Origin of the sequence: Mycobacterium sp. ACS1612, assembly GCF_001667505.1 — a bacterium.
GTDB lineage: Bacteria > Actinomycetota > Actinomycetes > Mycobacteriales > Mycobacteriaceae > Mycobacterium.
On record NZ_LZHZ01000033.1, the window covers coordinates 125,852 to 143,227 of the forward strand.

A 17,376-nucleotide genomic window follows, 5' to 3' on the forward strand; every position below is an offset into this window, starting at 1 on the left:
TGCGGATGATTTTCGACGACCGTGGGGTTACACGGGAGTGGCTCTGAACCCCCAGCGCGGCGCCGATCTGCCCAGCCCGGTGGTCGCTCCGAAGTCTGGTGCGCCCTCCTCCGCCTCGTTGAGACGTGTCCTGCGGCGGGCCCGCGACGGCGTTGCGCTCAACGTCGAGGAAGCCGCGGTCGCGATGACTGCCCGCGGCGAGGATCTGGGCGACCTGTGCGCCAGCGCGGCGAGGGTTCGCGACGCGGGCCTGAAGTCCGCAGGCAGGCGCGGCGCCACCGGTCGGTTGCCGGTCAGTTATTCGCGCAAGGTCTTCATCCCGGTCACTCATCTGTGCCGTGACACCTGCCACTACTGCACGTTCGTCACCGTGCCGGGCAAGCTGCGCGCACAGGGCATGGGCATGTACATGGAGCCCGACGAGATCCTCGACGTGGCCCGCCGCGGCGCCGAATTGGGTTGCAAAGAAGCCTTGTTCACTCTCGGTGACCGTCCCGAGGTGCGGTGGGACGAGGCACGGCAGTGGCTCGACGAACGTGGTTACGACTCGACGCTGGACTACGTGCGCGCCATGGCGATCCGGGTGCTCGAAGAGACCGGGCTACTGCCGCATTTGAATCCCGGCGTCATGTCGTGGTCGGAGTTGTCACGGCTCAAGCCGGTCGCGCCGTCGATGGGCATGATGCTGGAGACCACGTCGCGGCGACTGTTCGAGACCAAGGGCCTGGCGCATTACGGCAGCCCCGACAAGGACCCCGAGGTGCGGTTGCGCACACTGGCCGACGCCGGCCGGTTGTCGATCCCCTTCACCACCGGACTGCTGGTCGGAATCGGCGAGACGCTCGTCGAGCGCGCCGAGACCATCCACGCAATTCGCCAGTCACACAAGGAGTTCGGTCACGTCCAGGAAGTGATCGTGCAGAACTTCCGGGCCAAGGACCACACCGCGATGGCTAGCGTGCCTGACGCCGGTTTCGACGACTTCGTCGCCACGGTCGCGGTCACCCGGTTGGTGATGGGCCCCAAGATGCGTATCCAGGCGCCGCCGAATCTCGTGTCGCGCGCCGAGTGCCTAGCGCTGATCGGTGCCGGCGTCGACGACTGGGGCGGGGTGTCGCCGTTGACGCCGGATCACGTCAACCCGGAGCGGCCGTGGCCTGCGCTGGACGATCTCTCGGCCGTCACCGCCGAGGCGGGCTACGACCTGGTGCAGCGGTTGACCGCGCAACCGCAGTACGTGCAGGCGGGGGCGGCGTGGATCGACCCGCGGGTGCGCGGACACGTCGACGCGTTGGCTGACCCGAAGACCGGCCTGGCCCTGGACGTCAATCCGGTGGGGAGGCCGTGGCAGGAACCCGACGAGGCTGCAGAGTCGTTGGGCCGCACCGATTTGCATTCGGCGATCGATTCCGAAGGCCGTCTCACCGCCACCCGCAGCGACCTCGGCAGCGCGTTCGGCGACTGGGAGTCGATCCGCGAGAAGGTGCACGAACTGGCGGCGCGCGCGCCCGAACGCATCGACACCGATGTCCTGGCGGCGCTGCGTTCGGCGGAGCGCAACCCGGCAGGCTGCACCGACGACGAGTACCTCGCGTTGGCCACCGCGGACGGCCCGGCGCTGGACGCCGTTACCGCGCTTGCTGATTCGCTACGCAAAGACACTGTCGGTGATGACGTCACGTTCGTCGTCAACCGCAACATCAACTTCACCAACATCTGCTACACGGGCTGCCGGTTCTGTGCGTTCGCCCAACGCAAGGGCGACGCCGACGCGTACTCGCTGTCGACGGCCGAAGTGGCCGACCGGGCGTGGGAAGCACACGTCGCCGGCGCTACCGAGGTTTGCATGCAGGGCGGCATCGACCCGGAGCTACCGGTCACCGGCTACGCCGATCTGGTGCGCGCGGTCAAAAACCGTGTCCCGTCGATGCACGTGCACGCGTTTTCCCCGATGGAGATCGCCAATGGCGTTACCAAGAGCGGGCTTTCGATTCGGGAGTGGCTGACCAGCTTGCGCGAAGCGGGGCTGGGAAGTATCCCCGGTACGGCCGCCGAGATCCTCGACGACGAGGTGCGCTGGGTGCTCACCAAGGGCAAGCTGCCGACGTCGATGTGGATCGAGGTCGTCACCACCGCGCACGAAGTCGGGCTGCGCTCGTCGTCGACGATGATGTACGGCCACGTGGACCAGCCGCATCACTGGGTCGGACACCTCAACGTGCTGCGCGGTATCCAGGATCGGACCGGCGGGTTCACCGAGTTCGTGCCGTTGCCGTTCGTGCACCAGAGCAGCCCGCTGTATCTGGCGGGCGGGGCGCGGCCTGGGCCTACGCACCGCGACAACCGCGCGGTGCACGCGCTCGCGCGAATCATGCTGCACGGCAGGATCGCCAACATCCAGACCAGCTGGGTCAAGCTGGGCACCGAGCGCACGCAGGTGATGCTCAAGGGCGGCGCGAACGATCTGGGCGGCACGCTGATGGAAGAGACCATCTCCAGGATGGCCGGTTCGGAGTTCGGCTCGGCAAAGAGCGTCGAAGAACTGGTCGACATCGCGGCGGGCATCGGCAGGCCCGCGCGGCAACGTTCCACGACGTACGCACCCCTCGCGGCGTAAAACTCGGCGCAGTCGTGAACTAGCTGCCACGCTCGGCACGTGTACACGACGAACCGTCGCCGAGGAGGGCCATGACCACGATCACCGGTATTCCCGCGCACGCGCTGCTTGTGCACGCCATCGTTGTGCTGGCGCCACTGACCGCGCTGCTCGAGATGCTGTGCGCAGTGTGGCCAGCGGCCCGCCGACGCTTCGTGTGGCTGGTGTTGGCGTTCGCGGCGGTGACCCTGGTGCTGACGCCGCTGACCACGGAGGCGGGGGAGTGGTTGTACGACCAGCAGGCCCAGCCGAGTCCGATCCTGCAGGAACACGCCGAGCGCGCCGATTGGATGATCTACTTCTCGATCGGCCTATTGCTCGTCGCGGTCGCGCTCGCTGTATTGCACTGGCTGACAAACAGATCGGATAAGCCGAGAACAGTGCTGACGGTGATTGTCGCGGTCCTGGCGCTAGCCGTCGGAGTGTCGTCGATCGTCGGTGTGGTGCGCATCGGCGACGCCGGCGCGGAGGCGGTGTGGGGCCGGCAGGGCTGACGCCCCACCGGCCCGCGCGTCGTCAGGCCTGCTTGACCGCCTCGATCTCGAGCGCGATGGTGACCTTGTCGCCGACGACCGTGCCGCCGGTCTCCAGCGGCATCTCGATGTCGATGCCGAAGTCCTTGCGGTTCAACACCACTGACGCGTCGAAGCCGGCGACCTCACCGTGGCCCATACCCGGGTTGACGCCGTTGAACTCGAGGTCAAGGGTGACCGGCTTGGTAACGCCCTTCAGTGTGAACTCGCCGTCGAGTGCGTAGTGGTCGCCGTTGGCCCGCACATTGGTGGACCGGAAGGTGGCCGTCGGGTACTTCTCGACCTCGAAGAAGTCCGCCGACTTGATGTGCCCGTCACGCTGCTCGTTGTTGGTGTTGATCGAGTCGACCGCGATCTCGGCCGTCACCGACGGGGTGCCGTCCTCAGCGACGACGATGGCGCCGCTGAACTTCTCGAAGCGGCCTCGAACCTTGCTCACCATCAGGTGGCGCACCGAAAAACTGATCGACGAGTGCACCGGATCGATGGCCCAGGTGCCCGCGCCGAGCTTGCTGGTGGTGGTGGCTTCAGAAGTCGAGGTCATGTGCGTCTCTTTCACCTAGTGGTGTCGGCCCTTCCGACACCTTCGACGTACTAAACGGACCACAGTCCGAATACATTCCCCTGGCGCGAAATGCGTCATACGCGGTTGACGTGCGCGTTAATGTGGAGTTCACCTTTTGTTCAGCGTGAGTTCAAAGGAGAACTTCGGTGGTTGGAAAGGCTGTTGCCGCGATGTCGTTGGTCGCGGCCGGACTGTCTGTGCCCGCCGTGGCGCAGGCCGACAACATCATGAATCTCGGCACGTACGCCGGTGACGTCATCGAGCAGCTGCAGGACTGGGGCTACAACGTGATGCTCAACGGCCTCGACCGGGACATCGCCTATATGGACGAGAACCTCAAGCGGCACTGCCACGTGCTGGGCATCTATCCCACCGTCGCTGAGCCCCTGAACGCCGGTGAATTCCAGACGGTGCACGTCCAGTTGTCATGTCCGGAGAACCCGGCGAGCACGAGTCCGTCGCCTTAGAGTTTGGCCGCCAGCTCGGTGCCCTGCCGGATGGCGCGCGTGGCGTCGAGTTCGGCGGCCAGCGCCGCCCCGCCGATGACGTGCGGCTCGACACCGCGGCGGCGCAGGCCTTCTTCGAGGGCGCGGACCGCGTCCCGGCCCGCGCAGATCACCACGTTGTCGACCGCCAGCAGTCGCACGTCGGAGCGATCGGGCCCGAAGCTGATGTGCAGCCCGTCGTCGTCGATGCGTTCGTAGTTGACGCCCGAAAGCTGCTGCACCCCTTTAGCGTTCAGCGCAGCCCTGTGCACCCAACCCGACGTCTTGCCAAGCCGCTTACCCTGCGGCCCCTTGGTCCGCTGCAGCAGATACACCTCACGCGCAGGTGGTGCCGGGATGGGGGTGGTCAGCGCGCCGCGTGCCTCTTGCGGATCGGCCGCGCCCCACTCGGCCTTCCACTCCTTCAGAATTAATGACGGTGACCTGTAGTCGTCTGCCTGCTCAGCCGGCGTGGTGACACACCGGTGGCGAGCACCACCTCGTCGAAACCGGTGAGGTCGTCCACCGTGGCGCGGGTGCGAAGCCGAACGTCGACGCCATGCTTGTCGGGCATCCGGGTGTAGTAGCGGATCGTTTCGGCGAACTCTTCCTTGCCGGGAATCCTTCGTGCCAAATCGAATTGGCCGCCGATCACGTCGCCGGCGTCGAACAGCGTCACCCGATGGCCGCGCTGGGCGGCGGTGACGGCGGCCGCCAGTCCGGCGGGCCCGCGCCGACCACGGCGACCTGCTTGGCGCGTCGCATCGGGTCGGACAGCAGCGGACGCGCCACCGAAATCAGTTGCACGTTGCCGTCGGCGAGGATCTGCTCGGCGGCTTCCGGCATGTTGATCCGGTTCGACGCGATCACCGGGATCGTCACGTGTTCGGCCACGCGTTGCTGATGTCGACGAAGGCGCTGTTGGGCACCGAGGTGACGGCACCCGCGCCTCATGCCAGCCGATGCCGGGTGTTGATCAGGGTGGCGCCCGCCGCCTCCACTTCAGTTGCCAGTGCGGTGATTTCGTCCCAGCTCTGACCGTCCTCGACGGAGTCGGCCATCGACATCCGGCAGCAGATGATGAAGTCGTCGCCGACGCGGATACCGCCACGCAGCACGAGGTATTGATGCAGGGCGGCACCTGACAGCCCGTTAGGGTCGGGGAATTGCCGCTTCTCGAAACCGCGGTAGGTGTCGAGCAGTTCGGCGCGCTCAGCGCGCAGCGCAGCCACTTGAGCGCGCACCGCGTCAGGGTCACCGTATTCGCAGCCGCGCACTTTCACCGCGATGTCGCGGGTACGGTTGTCGGCCACCGAACTTCCGCGCCCCGACAGCGGTTCGGCGATCCAGCGCGCGAGTTCGGCGCGACCGGCGTCGCAGACGGCGTAGACCTTGTTGTCCGGCCGACCCTGCTGTGCGACCGGAGTGACGGTCACCAAACCGTCATCCTCCGTCGACTTCAAAGTGCGATAGGTCTGCTGATGGGTGGCCGCCCAAAATCGCGTGGGGCAGGGCCACGCGGATCGTCACCTCAGCACCAGTTCACGCCGACGTCGGTGCCGCCCGAGTTGACGTGCACCGAGCAGTCGACGGCCTGATACGAAGCGTCGCTCGGCGCGGCCAAGGCGGGCCCGGCCATACCGAGGGCCGTCACCGCGAGGGTGGCTGCGGTTGCGACGGAGATGGCAAACTTCTTCATTTCAGGACTCCTCTGTCCGACTTAGTTGAGCTAAGTACTGGAACCCGTTACGTGAGGATGCTGTTCCGTTACCTGCAGGTGATCACAGCGCCGACCGGTGTGTGAGTGACGCCATCTGTCAGCGCCAGCTGATGTCGTCACCTGCAGCGGGGTAGTTGATCTGCACCGCGCTGTCGACCGGCCGGACCGTGGTCGACAGGGGTTGCCTGGTGTACGCGTCGTCCCGACCTGGGAGGACGTAGTCCGGCGACGCCATTGCAGGGCCGGCCAAACCGATGGTGATCGCCGCGAAGGCGCCAGCGCTGGCCAGGCCGAGGGCGAATTTCCTCATTCCTGACTCCTTGGATATGACTTAGGCAGGCCTAAGTAATTAACATCTGGTTAAACGTCTGGACAATTGCCGCTTCTTCCTGAAAATCGGGGTTTTCGCTGAATGCGGCCAAGATCACTGCGACCAGGGCATGTGCCGCGCCGTCACATGACCCCGACGCAGGGAAGGCCAGGTGTGTCCCTAGGCGTGCTGTATGTGCAACGTCTAGTATCAGTAACCACGCGGAACCCTTAACCGGGCGACGCGGAAGTTAGGGCACACTGACACGCGCGTCCAAGTTTCGGCGACGGATACTTGGCAACGACTTTCGGCGGGCCCGACCAAAGCACGGCAGCCCCACTGACAGGAGATCGAGGAGACCTCAGTGACGTACACGATTGCCGAACCCTGCGTCGACATCAAAGACAAGGCTTGTATCGAAGAGTGCCCTGTCGATTGCATCTACGAGGGCGCACGCATGCTGTACATCCACCCGGACGAGTGCGTCGACTGCGGCGCATGCGAGCCGGTCTGCCCGGTCGAGGCCATCTACTACGAAGATGACGTGCCCGATCAGTGGAGTGGATACACCCAGATCAACGCCGACTTCTTCAGCGAACTCGGATCGCCGGGCGGGGCCTCGAAGGTGGGGCTCACCGAGAACGATCCCGAGTCGGTGAAGAGCCTGCCTCCACAAGGTGAGGACTCCTAACGGCTCGCGCGGAGCTTCGTAAGCGCGTCTCGACGTTTCTGCCGGAATTCCCATGGGACACCCTGGCTGACGTCACCGCCCTCGCGAAGTCGCACCCCGACGGCATAGTCGATCTGTCGGTCGGCACACCAATCGATCCGGTGGCACCGGTGATCCGCGACGCGCTCGCCGCGGCCAGTTCAGCTCCGGGCTATCCGACGACCGCTGGCACCCCCGCGTTGCGGGCGTCGGCGGTGGCGGCCCTACGTCGCAGGTACGGGATCACCGGGCTGGCTGACGATGCCGTGCTTCCGGTCATCGGGACCAAGGAACTAATCGCGTGGCTGCCGACGCTGCTCGGCCTCGGCCCCGATGACGTTGTCGTCGTGCCTGAATTGGCTTATCCCACATACGAGGTCGGCGCGCTGCTGGCGGGCGCCCAGGTGCTGCGGGCTGATTCGCTGACGCAACTCGGTCCGCAAACGCCCGCGCTGGTCTACCTCAACTCGCCCAGCAACCCGACTGGCAAGGTGCTTGGCGTCGACCACCTCCGCAAGGTCGTTGGGTGGGCCCGCGAGCGCGGCGCGCTGGTGGCCTCCGACGAGTGCTATCTGGGGCTCGGGTGGGATGCGCAGCCGTATTCGGTGCTGCATCCCGACGTCTGCGACGGCGACCACACCGGGTTGCTGGCCGTGCACTCGCTGTCGAAGACGTCGTCGCTGGCGGGTTACCGCGCGGGCTTCGTCGCCGGCGACCCTGCCGTGGTCGGCGAACTGCTGGCGGTGCGCAAACACGCGGGCATGATGGTGCCGACGCCGATCCAGGCCGCGATGGTGGCCGCACTGGACGACGATCCGCACGAAGTCGAGCAGCGCCGGCGCTATGAGCGACGCCGGGCCGTGCTGATGCCCGCGCTGCAGGCGGCCGGCCTGGCCGTCGACCACTCCGAGGCCGGGCTGTACATCTGGGGCAGCCGCGGCGAACCGTGCCGCGACACCCTCGCGTGGTTGGCGCAGCGCGGGATCCTGGTGGCGCCCGGCGAGTTCTACGGTCCGCGGGGAGCGCAGCATGTCCGGGTCGCCTTGACGGCGTCCGACGAGCGGATCGACGCGGCGGTGCAGCGGCTGCGCGGCTGAACGAAGGAGCCTCTGTCGTCGGCGAACGTTCGTTACCGCTCGAAAAATCTCCAAATTCTCGTATACGAGCGCACGTTCGGCGACTAAGGCTCCGTCGCACGCAAGCTCAGCGCCAGCACTAAGCGGTCGTCGGGATCATCCAACGACGTCGACAGCAGCTTCTCGATCCGGCGAACGCGATAGCGCACCGTATTCGGATGCACATGCAACCGCTGGGCGACCGCGGCGATATCGCCGAACCCGTCGAGGTACGCCTGCAACGTCTCGGCCAATATCGGTTCGTCGTCGCGCAGCCGACGCACCCGCGGATCCACCAGTCGGGGCTGACCCGCCACCTGCGAGACGATCTCGTCGAGCAGCACCGTGGTACGCGCCTCGTCGAGCGAACTGACCTGACCGATGGCGCCGGGATGCCGCTCGGCGCTGTCGAACACCCGATCCACCTCGGCACGCGCCGACGCCGCCGCAGCCAGTCCGGCCAGCGGGGCCGCGATCACCGCGCGCAGCGTCAGACCGAGTTCGCGCCGCAATGCCGCGACGACGCCGCGCACCCACGACGCCACCGACGACGCGCCGCCGGTCTTGGGCAGCAGCACGTACACCCGCTCGCCGGTCGACGCGATCTGGGCGTCGGCGCGAAAAGCGCTGGCACTCAATGCGATCACGTCCGCCGGCACGGAACTCTTTACGCCGACGAAACCGATCAGGGCCGCGCGGCCGTCGGCCGCGATGCCTAGTTCGCTGGCGATCGCCCCGATGTCGGGATCCTCGCCGACCAGCCCGAGCAACTCCTGCACCCGCAACGTGTGGGTCGACGGCGTCGCCGCCAGCCGTGACATGATGCGCGCGGCCAGCACCGCGCCACCGCGCAGAATGTCCTCGACGTCGTCGGCCAACGGTGCCGAACCCTGTTGCAGCCAAATGGTTCCGGCGTAACCCGGCCGCCGCCGCGAATCCGCCGACGGCAGATGAATACCGACCGCGAGGCGCGGCCGCAGCCCCAACTCCGGGCGCTCGGCGACCCGGACCACATCGCCGCTGGCGCGCAGCGCATCGAAAATGCCCCACTGCCCAATCCACTCCAGATGTTCGGGCGGACCCGCGCGGCCCAGGATCGTCAGCCGGCGCAGTTCGTCGGCCTCGTCGCTGGACGCCGAATAGGCCAGCATGTGAGAGTCGGCGTCCTCGATGCTGATCATCCCGCGGGTCCGATCGGCGATCGACTGGGCGAGGCCGAACAGATCGGTGCCGGAGTCGTAGAGCGGATCGCCGCGGTCGCCGTGATGCTCGAAGGCGTGGTTGACCAGTTTGTAGAGCAGCTCCCACCGGGCCCGCGGTTCGACGGCCACGACCGCGATGCCGAGCGCGACCGCCCGCTTGATCGCGGCCGCCGACGGCTCCTTGACGAAGATGGCGGCGGGCACACCCGGCTGCTGGCCGATCCACCGCACCGCCTCGGCGTCCGAGACTCCGAGGAGGAAGAACAGATCCGCCGAGCCGGGCCCGACCGCCAGGCCGAGTCGCACGTCGTCGGCATCCACCAGCGCCACCGAGTTCACCGGCATGTCCAGGCCGCGGGGCGCCTCGACCAGCGAGACCATCGTGCGGTCCAGCGCCAGCAGCAGCTGCCCAAGGCCCAGTCCGGCGGCCTGCTCGACCATGGGCGCACTCCTTTGTCCGATTCGACTATAAACGCCACATGCTGTTGTCGGATCGACCATGTGTTGTGCGTCGCATTCCAGGGATCCTTGCAGCATGGACGCCATCACCGACGTGCCCCTGCCGGCCAACGAGCCGGTTCACGATTACGCACCAGGTTCGGGTGAACGCACCCGGCTCACCGAACAGCTCCGCACCCTGGCCGACGACCCGATCGACCTGCCGCATGTCATCGGCGGCGCACACCGGATGGGCGCCGGCGACCGCGTCGACGTCGTCCAGCCACACCGGCACTCGGCGCGGTTGGGCACCTTCACCAACGCCCAGCATGCCGACGCGTCGGCAGCGATCGAGGCGGCGATGGCCGCCAAGCCCGACTGGGAGGCCACCCCGTTCGACGAGCGCGCCGCGGTGTTCCTGCGCGCGGCCGACCTGCTGGCCGGACCGTGGCGGGAGAAAATCGCCGCAGCCACCATGCTCGGGCAGTCCAAGACCGCCTACCAAGCCGAGATCGACTCGCCGTGTGAGCTCATCGACTTCTGGCGATTCAACGTCGCGTTCGCGCGGCAGATCCTGGCGCAGCAGCCGATCAGCAGCCGCGGGGTGTGGAACCGCACCGACTACCGCCCGCTGGAGGGCTTCGTCTACGCCATCACGCCGTTCAACTTCACCGCGATCGCGGGCAACCTGCCGACCGCGCCCGCGCTGATGGGTAACACCGTGGTGTGGAAACCCTCGCCGACGCAGACATTCGCCGCGTACCTGACCATGCAGCTGCTGGAGGCCGCAGGTTTGCCGCCGGGAGTGATCAACCTGCTCGCGGGCGACGGGATCGCGGTTTCCGATGTGGCGCTTGCCGATCCGCGGCTGGCAGGCATCCACTTCACCGGCTCGACGACGACGTTCCAGCATCTGTGGCGTACCGTCGGCGCGAACATCGAGCGCTACCACACCTATCCGCGGCTCGTCGGAGAGACCGGCGGCAAGGATTTCGTGGTCGCACACTCGTCGGCGCGCCCGGATGTGTTGGGCGCCGCGCTGATTCGCGGCGCCTTCGACTACCAGGGTCAGAAGTGCTCGGCGGCGTCGCGCGCGTTCATTCCGCGCTCGGTGTGGCAGCAGATGGGCGACGACTTCCTGGCGGCCACCGAGGCGGTGCGCTACGGCGACGTCACCGATCTGAGCAACTACGGCGGGGCGGTCATCGACGAGCGGGCGTTCGCGAAGAACGTCAAAGCCATCGAACGAGCCAAGAGTGCGGCTAACGTGACCATCGCCGTCGGCGGCGAATACGACGACAGCGATGGCTATTTCGTGCGCCCGACGGTGCTGTTGTCCGACGACCCGACCGACGAGTCGTTCTGCACCGAATACTTCGGCCCCATCCTGTCGGTGCACGTGTACGCCGACGACGAGTACGACCGGATACTCGACGTCGTCGACACCGGTGCGAAGTATGCCTTGACTGGTGCGGTGATCGCCGACGACCGATCCGCGGTGCTGGCCGCCGAGAAGCGGCTACGGCATGCGGCGGGCAACTTCTACGTCAATGACAAGCCGACGGGAGCCGTGGTCGGGCAGCAGCCTTTCGGCGGGTCGCGGGCGTCGGGCACCAACGACAAGGCCGGTTCGGCGCTGAATCTGCTGCGCTGGACGTCGGCCCGGTCGATCAAGGAGACGTTCGTGCCGCCCACCGATCACAATTACCCGCACATGGAGTCTTAAATGATGACCGAATTGTTCCACCGGGTCGCGCGTCCGGCGATCCTGGCCGCCAGCAGGCGGGAAGGGCTGCGCAGGACCGCCGAGCGGCTGCCGGTCACCAGGGACGTGGTGCACCGCTTTGTTCCCGGCGAGACGGTCGCTGATGCGATGAAATCCATTGCTAAGCTTCGTGATTCGCACCGTCTGGTCAGCATCGACTACCTCGGTGAGGACGTCACCGACGTCGACACCGCGAACACCACCGTCGCCGCCTACCTCGAGTTGCTCGACGCGCTCGGCGGCCGCGACGAACCGTGCGATCGGGTGCGACCGCTCGAGGTGTCGCTGAAGTTGTCCGCGCTGGGTCAGTCGCTGCCGCGCGACGGCGAGAAGATCGCGCTGGAGAATGCACACACGATCTGCGAGCGGGCCCAGCAGGTCGGGGCGTGGGTGACGGTCGACGCCGAAGACCACACCACCACCGATTCGACGCTGTCGATCGTGCGTGACCTGCGCACCGAATTCAGTTGGCTGGGAACGGTGTTGCAGGCCTATCTGAAGCGCACCGAAGCCGACTGCCGCGAGTTCGCGGATTCAGGCGCGCGGATCCGCTTGTGCAAGGGCGCCTATGACGAACCGGCGTCGGTGGCTTACCGCTCCGGCGACGACGTCGCCGACTCCTACCTGCGGTGCCTGGCGGTGTTGATGGCGGGGTCGGGCTACCCGATGGTGGCGTCGCATGACCCGCAGATCATCGAGGCGGTGCCCGCGCTGGCCCGGGAGAACGGGCGCAGCGTCGACGATTTCGAATACCAGATGCTCTACGGCATCCGCGATACCGAGCAACGGCGGTTGGCCGACGCGGGTAACCACGTCCGCGTCTATGTCCCGTTCGGCACGCAGTGGTACGGCTACTTCGTCCGCCGGCTGGCCGAGCGTCCGGCGAATCTGACGTTCTTCCTGCGCGCGCTCGCCGAGCGCAGACACTAGCCGGTCAGCGGGAACGAGCCGTGCTCGTGCGTGACGACCCAGCGGCCGTCGCGTTTGCGCAGACCGAAGGTCATTCGCAGCCGATTGTCGGGGTTGTTCTCGAAGTCCTCGGGTTTACCGCAGCGCGCTAGCGCGTACGCGTACGCCACGTCATCGCCGGCCGTCACATCCAGCTCGGTGATCTCGAAGATGGCGCCCTGGCGTTGCCACTCGAAGAAGTCCGGCCAGGAGTTCCGGTAGGCGTCGATGCCCCGAAGGCCGTCGTACGGAGGCGGCACGTCGAACATGACGATGTCCGGATCACGATCGGCCAGAACGGCTTCGATATCACCGGCGTGAACGGCGTCTGCCCAGCGGAGGATGAGTTGGCGGATGGTGTCCGCATCATTCATCGGGCTTGCATCCTTTGCATTCGGAGGTGCTGCCGGATGACACGAGGACGTAGCCTGCACTGGCGAACAGCACGGGCATCATTGCCATCATCCCGAACATTGCGGTCATCGTGTCACCTCCTCAGACCTCATGTTTGTTCAACGGTCTAGAACGTTGTGCGGTTCAAAATGCTTGTCAGCCACGCGGTTCACATCCATATAGACCCCGCGGGCCGCCGGAACTCATCACAACGACTGACCGATCCGGTCGCCATCACGCTGTCCATTTGTTCGGTGATGTGTGCCGTGCCGGTGTTCTGGGCGCCTCTCAGCGGATTCCTCGGACCGGACGTGACCGGGCGACTGACCGATTTGACCGGCGACGCCAAGCTGGCGATGTGGGTCGTCGGCGTGCCGTCTCTGGCTGCGGCGGCGGCGGTGGTCGGGTTGGGAGCCAAACCTCCGCATGTGATCTCAGCCACCGGACAACAGCAGCAAAGCCCACGCCGCGACGGACTGTGAATCGGTGATTTCGCCATCGCGCATCATCCGTTCGAGCTGACCACGGGTGAACCACCCGTTGCGCATGTCCTGCTCCTCGTGCTCGCGGTCGTGCTCACCTTCGGTGATGCCCGTCGCGAGAAACACCGCGCACCGCTGGCTGCTCATTCCCGGCGCCACGTCGACTGTGCCCAGCAGTTCCATCGACGCCGCTCGCAACCCGGTCTCCTCGCTCAACTCACGGTTCGCAAGCTCGGTGGGTTCGAGTTCCTCCTGGCCCGGCGCGGCGCCCTGCGGAAATTCCCAGCGCCGCCTGCCCAGCGGATAACGGAACTGCTCGACCAGGTGGAACCGGTCGCTGTCACGCGGAATCACCAGCGCACACGTCGGCTTGTCGACCACCGAGTAAATGCCGGGGCTGCCGTCTGGACGCCGGATGTCGTCTTCTCGCAAAGTCAGCCAATTGTTCCTATACACCTCGCGCGAGCCCACCCGCTGGATCTGGTTCACGCGCCCAGTATCGCCGAGCCCCATATGGGTAACCTCACGTCGTGCTCTTGGCCTCGCTGAACCCAGCCGCCGTCGCAGGCGGCGCCGACATCGCCGACGCGGTACGCATCGACGGCGCCACGCTGAGCCGTAGCGATCTGGTAGGCGCTGCCACGTCGGTGGCCGAGCGGGTCGCCGACGCCGACCGCGTGGCCGTCCTGGCCACCCCCAGTGCCACCACAGTGCTGGCGGTCGCGGGATGTCTGATCGCAGGCGTGCCCGTCGTGCCCGTGCCGGCGGACGTCGGCGCCAGCGAGCGCAGGCACATGCTGACCGACTCCGGCGCACAGGTGTGGCTCGGGGAAAAACCCGCCGAGGCCGACGGCCTGTCCCATATACCGGTGCGACTGCATGCCCGGTCGTGGCATCGCTATCCCGAACCGCACCCGGATACGACGGCCCTGATCGTCTACACGTCGGGCACCACGGGCCCGCCCAAGGGTGTGGTGCTGAGCAGGCGCGCGCTCGCCGCCGACATCGACATGCTCGCCGAGGCCTGGCAGTGGACCGCCGAGGACACGCTGGTGCACGGGCTGCCGATGTATCACGTACATGGCCTGGTGCTGGGGTTGATCGGCTCGCTGCGAATCGGAAACCGTTTCCTGCACACCGGAAGACCGACGCCGGAGGCCTACGCGCAAGCCGGTGGCTCGATATACTTCGGGGTGCCGACGGTGTGGACGCGCATCGTCGCCGACGAGTCGGCGGCGCGCGCGTTGTCCTCGGCGCGGCTGCTGGTGTCGGGAAGCGCGCCGCTGCCGGTGCCGATCTTCGACAAGCTGACCGAGTTGACCGGACACCGGCCGGTCGAACGCTACGGGGCGACGGAGTCGCTGATCACGCTGTCCACCCGCATCGACGGTGAGCGCAGACCCGGTTCGGTGGGGCTGCCGTTGACCGGCGTGCAGACGCGACTCGTCGACGAGCACGGCGAAACGGTGCCGCACGACGGGAAAACCATCGGGCGCCTGCAGATTCAGAGCCCCACGATGTTCGACGGCTACCTCAACAAGCCGGAGGCCACCGCCGAGGCGTACGACGCCGACTGGTACCGCACCGGTGATGTCGCGGTGATCGACGACGCGGGCATGCATCGCATCGTCGGACGCGAGTCCGTCGATCTGATCAAGACCGGCGGCTTCCGGGTCGGGGCAGGGGAGATCGAGACCGTACTGCTGGGCCATCCCGACGTCCACGAGGTGGCGGTGGTCGGCGTGCCCGACGACGATCTCGGTCAGCGGATCGTGGCATTCGTCGTGGGAGACGCCGACCCGCAAGCATTGATCGACTATGTCGCGCAACAACTTGCGGTGCACAAGCGGCCGCGCGAGGTGCGGTTGGTGGACAGTCTGCCGCGCAACGCGATGGGTAAGGTGCTGAAGAAGGAGTTGACCGGATGACCCTGAGGTTCGACGAGATCTGCATCGACGCCCACGACGCGGGCGCGCTCGGCGCCTGGTGGTCGGAGGTTCTCGGGTGGCGGCACTACCGCGACGACGACGGCGACGTGGTGCTCGAGGCTCCGCCTGGTGCGGGACCCAACTGGTTGTTCCTCGACGTGCCTGACGACAAAGTGGTGAAGAACCGGATTCACCTCGACTTCCGGCCCGACGATCAGCAGGCTGAGATCGACCGTGTAGTTGCCTTGGGCGCACGGCATGTCGACATCGGCCAGGGCGAGCAGTCCTGGGTGGTGCTGGCCGACCCGGAGGGCAACGAGTTCTGCATCCTCGCGGCACACGATTGATGCGCACGGTATCCCTGATCCTCGTCGCCGCTTCGCTGATCGGTGGGTGCGCGACGACGATCCCGATCCAACCGGTGTCCACCACCGAATCGCCGTTGCCTCCGGCGCCGCTGAACATCGGCCCGGCCGCCACCGATACCTACGGCGGATGGATTCCCGACGGTCAGACGCTGAGCCCCTACGACACGTCGAACCCCACGGTGACCAACCTGGATCCGACGTTGCTCGCCGCCGTCCAGAAGGCCGCCGACACCGCCAAAGCGCAGGGCGTCGACCTCAGGATCAACTCCGGGTGGCGATCAAAAGGGTTCCAGCAGAAGCTGTTCGACGACGCCGTGCACACCTACGGCAGCGTCGACGTCGCCAGGCAATTCGTGGCGTCGCCGGATGTGTCGAAACATGTTGTCGGACAGGCCGTCGATATCGCGCCAGTCGAGGCGGACAAGTGGCTGATCCGCAACGGCGCGCAGTTCGGGTTGTGTCAGATCTACGCCAACGAGATCTGGCATTTCGAGTTGGCGCTCGATGCGCAGGGCAACTGCCCGCCACTGCGGCCCAACGCGGCGGGCTAGGCCGTCGCGGGAAACGCCTTGGGCGACAGCACGACCACCAGGAGGCCGATGCCGATCAACGCAGCGCCCACCCACGGCAGCGACGAGAGGCCCGCGGTCTGAAGCAGACCGGCGCCGATCGCCGCGCCGCCTGCGATGCCCGCGTTAGCGGTCGCGTTCACCCACGCCCCCGCCAATTCAGGCGACACCGCATGTGTGCGCACAGCGCAGGCCTGATAAATCGACGGCAGACCGCCGAAGGCGCCGTTCCAGACGGCCGTCGCGGCGACGACGGCGACCATCGCGGGCCACGTGCCGCCGAGCGTGAGGACGGCGACGACCACCGTGCCGAGCACAGCCACCGCGGCGGTGCGGGGGCTTCGGTCGAGGTGCCTGCCGACCCACCACAGCGAGAGCAAACCGCATGCGCCGCACACCAACAGGATCGGGCCGACGAACGCCGGGCTGACGCCGCTGTTCAGCAGCAGCACGCTGACGTACGTGTACACCGTGAACTGCCCGAGAAACGAGAACAGGTTCGACGCCGAGACGGCGGTGAGCGCCTTGCGGCCCGCAGTCGCCGAACGATCCGACACCGGTTCGGAATTCACCCGCGGCAATACCCGGGCGACGAGCACCAGCGTCACGACCGACAGCACGGCCAGCAGCGCGTACGACGCTCGCCACCCCACCGCGGTGCCCAACGACGTCGTCACCGGAACCCCGAGGACCATGCCCGCCGAGGCGCCGCCTCCGGCCAGCGCCAGCGCCCGCCCCACATGCGCCCGCGACACCAAACGCGGTGCGTATCCGATCATCAACGAGAAGAACAGCGCGTGCGTCACCCCGCCGATGGCCCGCCCGGTTGCGACGACCGCGAATAGCGGAGCGACGGCGACCAGCAGGTTGCTCACCGCGTACCCGAACACGGTCGCCAGCAGCAGCGGCTTGCGTCCGAACCGGGCAGTCGCGACGGTCAGCGGCACCGAAAGGGTGGCGACCATCACGGCGTACAGACCGACCAGCAGGCCGGTGACCGAATTGGACACACTGAAGGTCGCGCCGACCGCGGGCAGCAGTCCCACCAAGGAAACCTCGGTCGTGACTGCGAGAAATGCGGCCAGCGCTAGAGACAGCAGTCCTGGCACGCTGTCCCGAAGCCCTTGACTTGGGGCGCGTTCCGCGGTGACCGACATTGCCACGAATATACTCGGCAACCGAGCATATTC

The 17,376-nt window shown here is 66.8% G+C and carries 18 protein-coding genes and 2 pseudogenes; 11 read left to right on the plus strand and 9 right to left on the minus strand.

Features of this window, described 5'->3' with window-relative positions; genetic code table 11:
- The first annotated feature begins 37 nt into the window (after positions 1-37).
- Entirely contained in the window at positions 38-2,617 is a 2,580-nt protein-coding gene (locus A5724_RS14665; protein ID WP_067802791.1) for a bifunctional FO biosynthesis protein CofGH, read from the plus strand.
- A gap of 71 nt (positions 2,618-2,688) precedes the next feature.
- Positions 2,689-3,150 (plus strand): DUF2231 domain-containing protein, encoded by a 462-nt coding sequence (locus tag A5724_RS14670; RefSeq protein ID WP_067802794.1) that lies wholly within the window; start codon positions 2,689-2,691, stop codon positions 3,148-3,150.
- A gap of 22 nt (positions 3,151-3,172) precedes the next feature.
- Here A5724_RS14670 and A5724_RS14675 read toward each other — a convergent pair whose 3' ends face one another.
- Positions 3,173-3,733 carry a YceI family protein gene (locus A5724_RS14675; RefSeq protein WP_067802939.1) on the minus strand — a complete coding sequence of 187 codons (561 nt, stop codon included), beginning with the start codon at positions 3,731-3,733 and terminating at the stop codon, positions 3,173-3,175.
- Between the two features lie 167 nt (positions 3,734-3,900).
- Between A5724_RS14675 and A5724_RS14680 the strand changes: the two genes are divergently transcribed.
- Positions 3,901-4,221: a hypothetical protein gene (locus tag A5724_RS14680; protein WP_156752283.1), complete on the plus strand. Its 321-nt coding sequence runs from the start codon at positions 3,901-3,903 to the stop codon at positions 4,219-4,221.
- Here A5724_RS14680 and A5724_RS34585 read toward each other — a convergent pair.
- From A5724_RS34585 to A5724_RS14705, 4 genes and pseudogenes are all read right to left on the minus strand, one after another.
- Positions 4,218-5,591, minus strand: a pseudogene (locus tag A5724_RS34585) (FAD-dependent oxidoreductase); the annotation flags it as partial. The gene A5724_RS14680 and the pseudogene A5724_RS34585 overlap by 4 nt on opposite strands.
- A gap of 12 nt (positions 5,592-5,603) precedes the next feature.
- Positions 5,604-5,726: pseudogene (locus A5724_RS34930) on the minus strand (PadR family transcriptional regulator); the annotation flags it as partial.
- A gap of 44 nt (positions 5,727-5,770) precedes the next feature.
- The gene (locus A5724_RS33785) at positions 5,771-5,938 is read right to left on the minus strand and encodes a hypothetical protein (RefSeq protein ID WP_156752284.1); all 168 of its coding nucleotides are present in this window, start codon (positions 5,936-5,938) and stop codon (positions 5,771-5,773) included.
- 118 nt (positions 5,939-6,056) lie between these two features.
- Positions 6,057-6,269, minus strand: a complete 213-nt coding sequence (locus A5724_RS14705; RefSeq protein ID WP_067802809.1) for a hypothetical protein — start codon at positions 6,267-6,269, stop codon at positions 6,057-6,059.
- 364 nt (positions 6,270-6,633) lie between these two features.
- On the opposite strand from A5724_RS14705, the gene fdxA reads away from it, so the two are divergent.
- Positions 6,634-6,960 (plus strand): ferredoxin, encoded by a 327-nt coding sequence (gene fdxA, locus A5724_RS14710; RefSeq protein ID WP_067802812.1) that lies wholly within the window; start codon positions 6,634-6,636, stop codon positions 6,958-6,960.
- Between the two features lie 38 nt (positions 6,961-6,998).
- Positions 6,999-8,075 carry a succinyldiaminopimelate transaminase gene (gene dapC / locus A5724_RS14715; protein WP_067802814.1) on the plus strand — a complete coding sequence of 359 codons (1,077 nt, stop codon included), beginning with the start codon at positions 6,999-7,001 and terminating at the stop codon, positions 8,073-8,075.
- A gap of 83 nt (positions 8,076-8,158) precedes the next feature.
- Here dapC and A5724_RS14720 read toward each other — a convergent pair whose 3' ends face one another.
- Positions 8,159-9,736: a CdaR family transcriptional regulator gene (locus A5724_RS14720; protein ID WP_067802818.1), complete on the minus strand. Its 1,578-nt coding sequence runs from the start codon at positions 9,734-9,736 to the stop codon at positions 8,159-8,161.
- A gap of 94 nt (positions 9,737-9,830) precedes the next feature.
- On the opposite strand from A5724_RS14720, the gene pruA reads away from it, so the two are divergent.
- Entirely contained in the window at positions 9,831-11,459 is a 1,629-nt protein-coding gene (gene pruA, locus A5724_RS14725) for an L-glutamate gamma-semialdehyde dehydrogenase (protein ID WP_067802820.1), read from the plus strand.
- A gap of 3 nt (positions 11,460-11,462) precedes the next feature.
- Complete coding sequence (locus tag A5724_RS14730) at positions 11,463-12,428, plus strand: proline dehydrogenase family protein (protein ID WP_067802942.1); 966 nt, start codon at positions 11,463-11,465, stop codon at positions 12,426-12,428.
- Here A5724_RS14730 and A5724_RS14735 read toward each other — a convergent pair.
- Positions 12,425-12,820, minus strand: coding sequence for an SgcJ/EcaC family oxidoreductase (locus A5724_RS14735; protein WP_067802822.1), 396 nt, complete (start codon positions 12,818-12,820; stop codon positions 12,425-12,427). The two genes, A5724_RS14730 and A5724_RS14735, sit on opposite strands and share 4 nt — an antisense overlap.
- A gap of 168 nt (positions 12,821-12,988) precedes the next feature.
- Here A5724_RS14735 and A5724_RS14740 point away from each other — a divergent pair, with 168 nt between their 5' ends.
- Complete coding sequence (locus tag A5724_RS14740; RefSeq protein WP_197518658.1) at positions 12,989-13,321, plus strand: hypothetical protein; 333 nt, start codon at positions 12,989-12,991, stop codon at positions 13,319-13,321.
- Here A5724_RS14740 and A5724_RS14745 read toward each other — a convergent pair.
- The gene (locus A5724_RS14745; RefSeq protein ID WP_067802828.1) at positions 13,274-13,834 is read right to left on the minus strand and encodes an NUDIX hydrolase; all 561 of its coding nucleotides are present in this window, start codon (positions 13,832-13,834) and stop codon (positions 13,274-13,276) included. The two genes, A5724_RS14740 and A5724_RS14745, sit on opposite strands and share 48 nt — an antisense overlap.
- Before the next feature lie 17 nt (positions 13,835-13,851).
- Here A5724_RS14745 and A5724_RS14750 point away from each other — a divergent pair, with 17 nt between their 5' ends.
- The 3 genes from A5724_RS14750 to A5724_RS14760 are packed head-to-tail and all read left to right on the plus strand — an operon-like array spanning position 13,852 to position 16,168.
- Positions 13,852-15,249: an acyl-CoA synthetase gene (locus tag A5724_RS14750; RefSeq protein WP_067802829.1), complete on the plus strand. Its 1,398-nt coding sequence runs from the start codon at positions 13,852-13,854 to the stop codon at positions 15,247-15,249.
- A complete protein-coding gene (locus A5724_RS14755) occupies positions 15,246-15,596 on the plus strand; it encodes a VOC family protein (RefSeq protein ID WP_067802832.1) in 351 nt (116 codons plus the stop codon). The genes A5724_RS14750 and A5724_RS14755 overlap by 4 nt, the downstream gene beginning before the upstream one ends.
- Positions 15,596-16,168, plus strand: a complete 573-nt coding sequence (locus A5724_RS14760) for a M15 family metallopeptidase (RefSeq protein WP_067802835.1) — start codon at positions 15,596-15,598, stop codon at positions 16,166-16,168. The genes A5724_RS14755 and A5724_RS14760 overlap by 1 nt, the downstream gene beginning before the upstream one ends.
- Here A5724_RS14760 and A5724_RS14765 read toward each other — a convergent pair.
- Positions 16,165-17,343, minus strand: coding sequence for an MFS transporter (locus tag A5724_RS14765; protein WP_067802838.1), 1,179 nt, complete (start codon positions 17,341-17,343; stop codon positions 16,165-16,167). The genes A5724_RS14760 and A5724_RS14765 overlap by 4 nt on opposite strands.
- Positions 17,344-17,376: the final 33 nt, after the last annotated feature.

What these genes read in the sequence shown, in the direction of transcription:
- A5724_RS14670 (WP_067802794.1), top strand. Translation starts at nt 2,689, where the DNA reads ATGACCACGATCACCGGTATTCCCGCGCACGCGCTGCTTGTGCACGCC.
- A5724_RS14675 (WP_067802939.1), bottom strand. Translation starts at nt 3,733, where the DNA reads ATGACCTCGACTTCTGAAGCCACCACCACCAGCAAGCTCGGCGCGGGC.
- A5724_RS33785 (WP_156752284.1), bottom strand. Translation starts at nt 5,938, where the DNA reads ATGAAGAAGTTTGCCATCTCCGTCGCAACCGCAGCCACCCTCGCGGTG.
- A5724_RS14705 (WP_067802809.1), bottom strand. Translation starts at nt 6,269, where the DNA reads ATGAGGAAATTCGCCCTCGGCCTGGCCAGCGCTGGCGCCTTCGCGGCG.
- A5724_RS14720 (WP_067802818.1), bottom strand. Translation starts at nt 9,736, where the DNA reads ATGGTCGAGCAGGCCGCCGGACTGGGCCTTGGGCAGCTGCTGCTGGCG.
- pruA (WP_067802820.1), top strand. Translation starts at nt 9,831, where the DNA reads ATGGACGCCATCACCGACGTGCCCCTGCCGGCCAACGAGCCGGTTCAC.
- A5724_RS14730 (WP_067802942.1), top strand. Translation starts at nt 11,463, where the DNA reads ATGACCGAATTGTTCCACCGGGTCGCGCGTCCGGCGATCCTGGCCGCC.
- A5724_RS14735 (WP_067802822.1), bottom strand. Translation starts at nt 12,820, where the DNA reads ATGAATGATGCGGACACCATCCGCCAACTCATCCTCCGCTGGGCAGAC.
- A5724_RS14740 (WP_197518658.1), top strand. Translation starts at nt 12,989, where the DNA reads ATGCTTGTCAGCCACGCGGTTCACATCCATATAGACCCCGCGGGCCGC.
- A5724_RS14745 (WP_067802828.1), bottom strand. Translation starts at nt 13,834, where the DNA reads ATGGGGCTCGGCGATACTGGGCGCGTGAACCAGATCCAGCGGGTGGGC.
- A5724_RS14755 (WP_067802832.1), top strand. Translation starts at nt 15,246, where the DNA reads ATGACCCTGAGGTTCGACGAGATCTGCATCGACGCCCACGACGCGGGC.
- A5724_RS14760 (WP_067802835.1), top strand. Translation starts at nt 15,596, where the DNA reads ATGCGCACGGTATCCCTGATCCTCGTCGCCGCTTCGCTGATCGGTGGG.
- A5724_RS14765 (WP_067802838.1), bottom strand. Translation starts at nt 17,343, where the DNA reads ATGTCGGTCACCGCGGAACGCGCCCCAAGTCAAGGGCTTCGGGACAGC.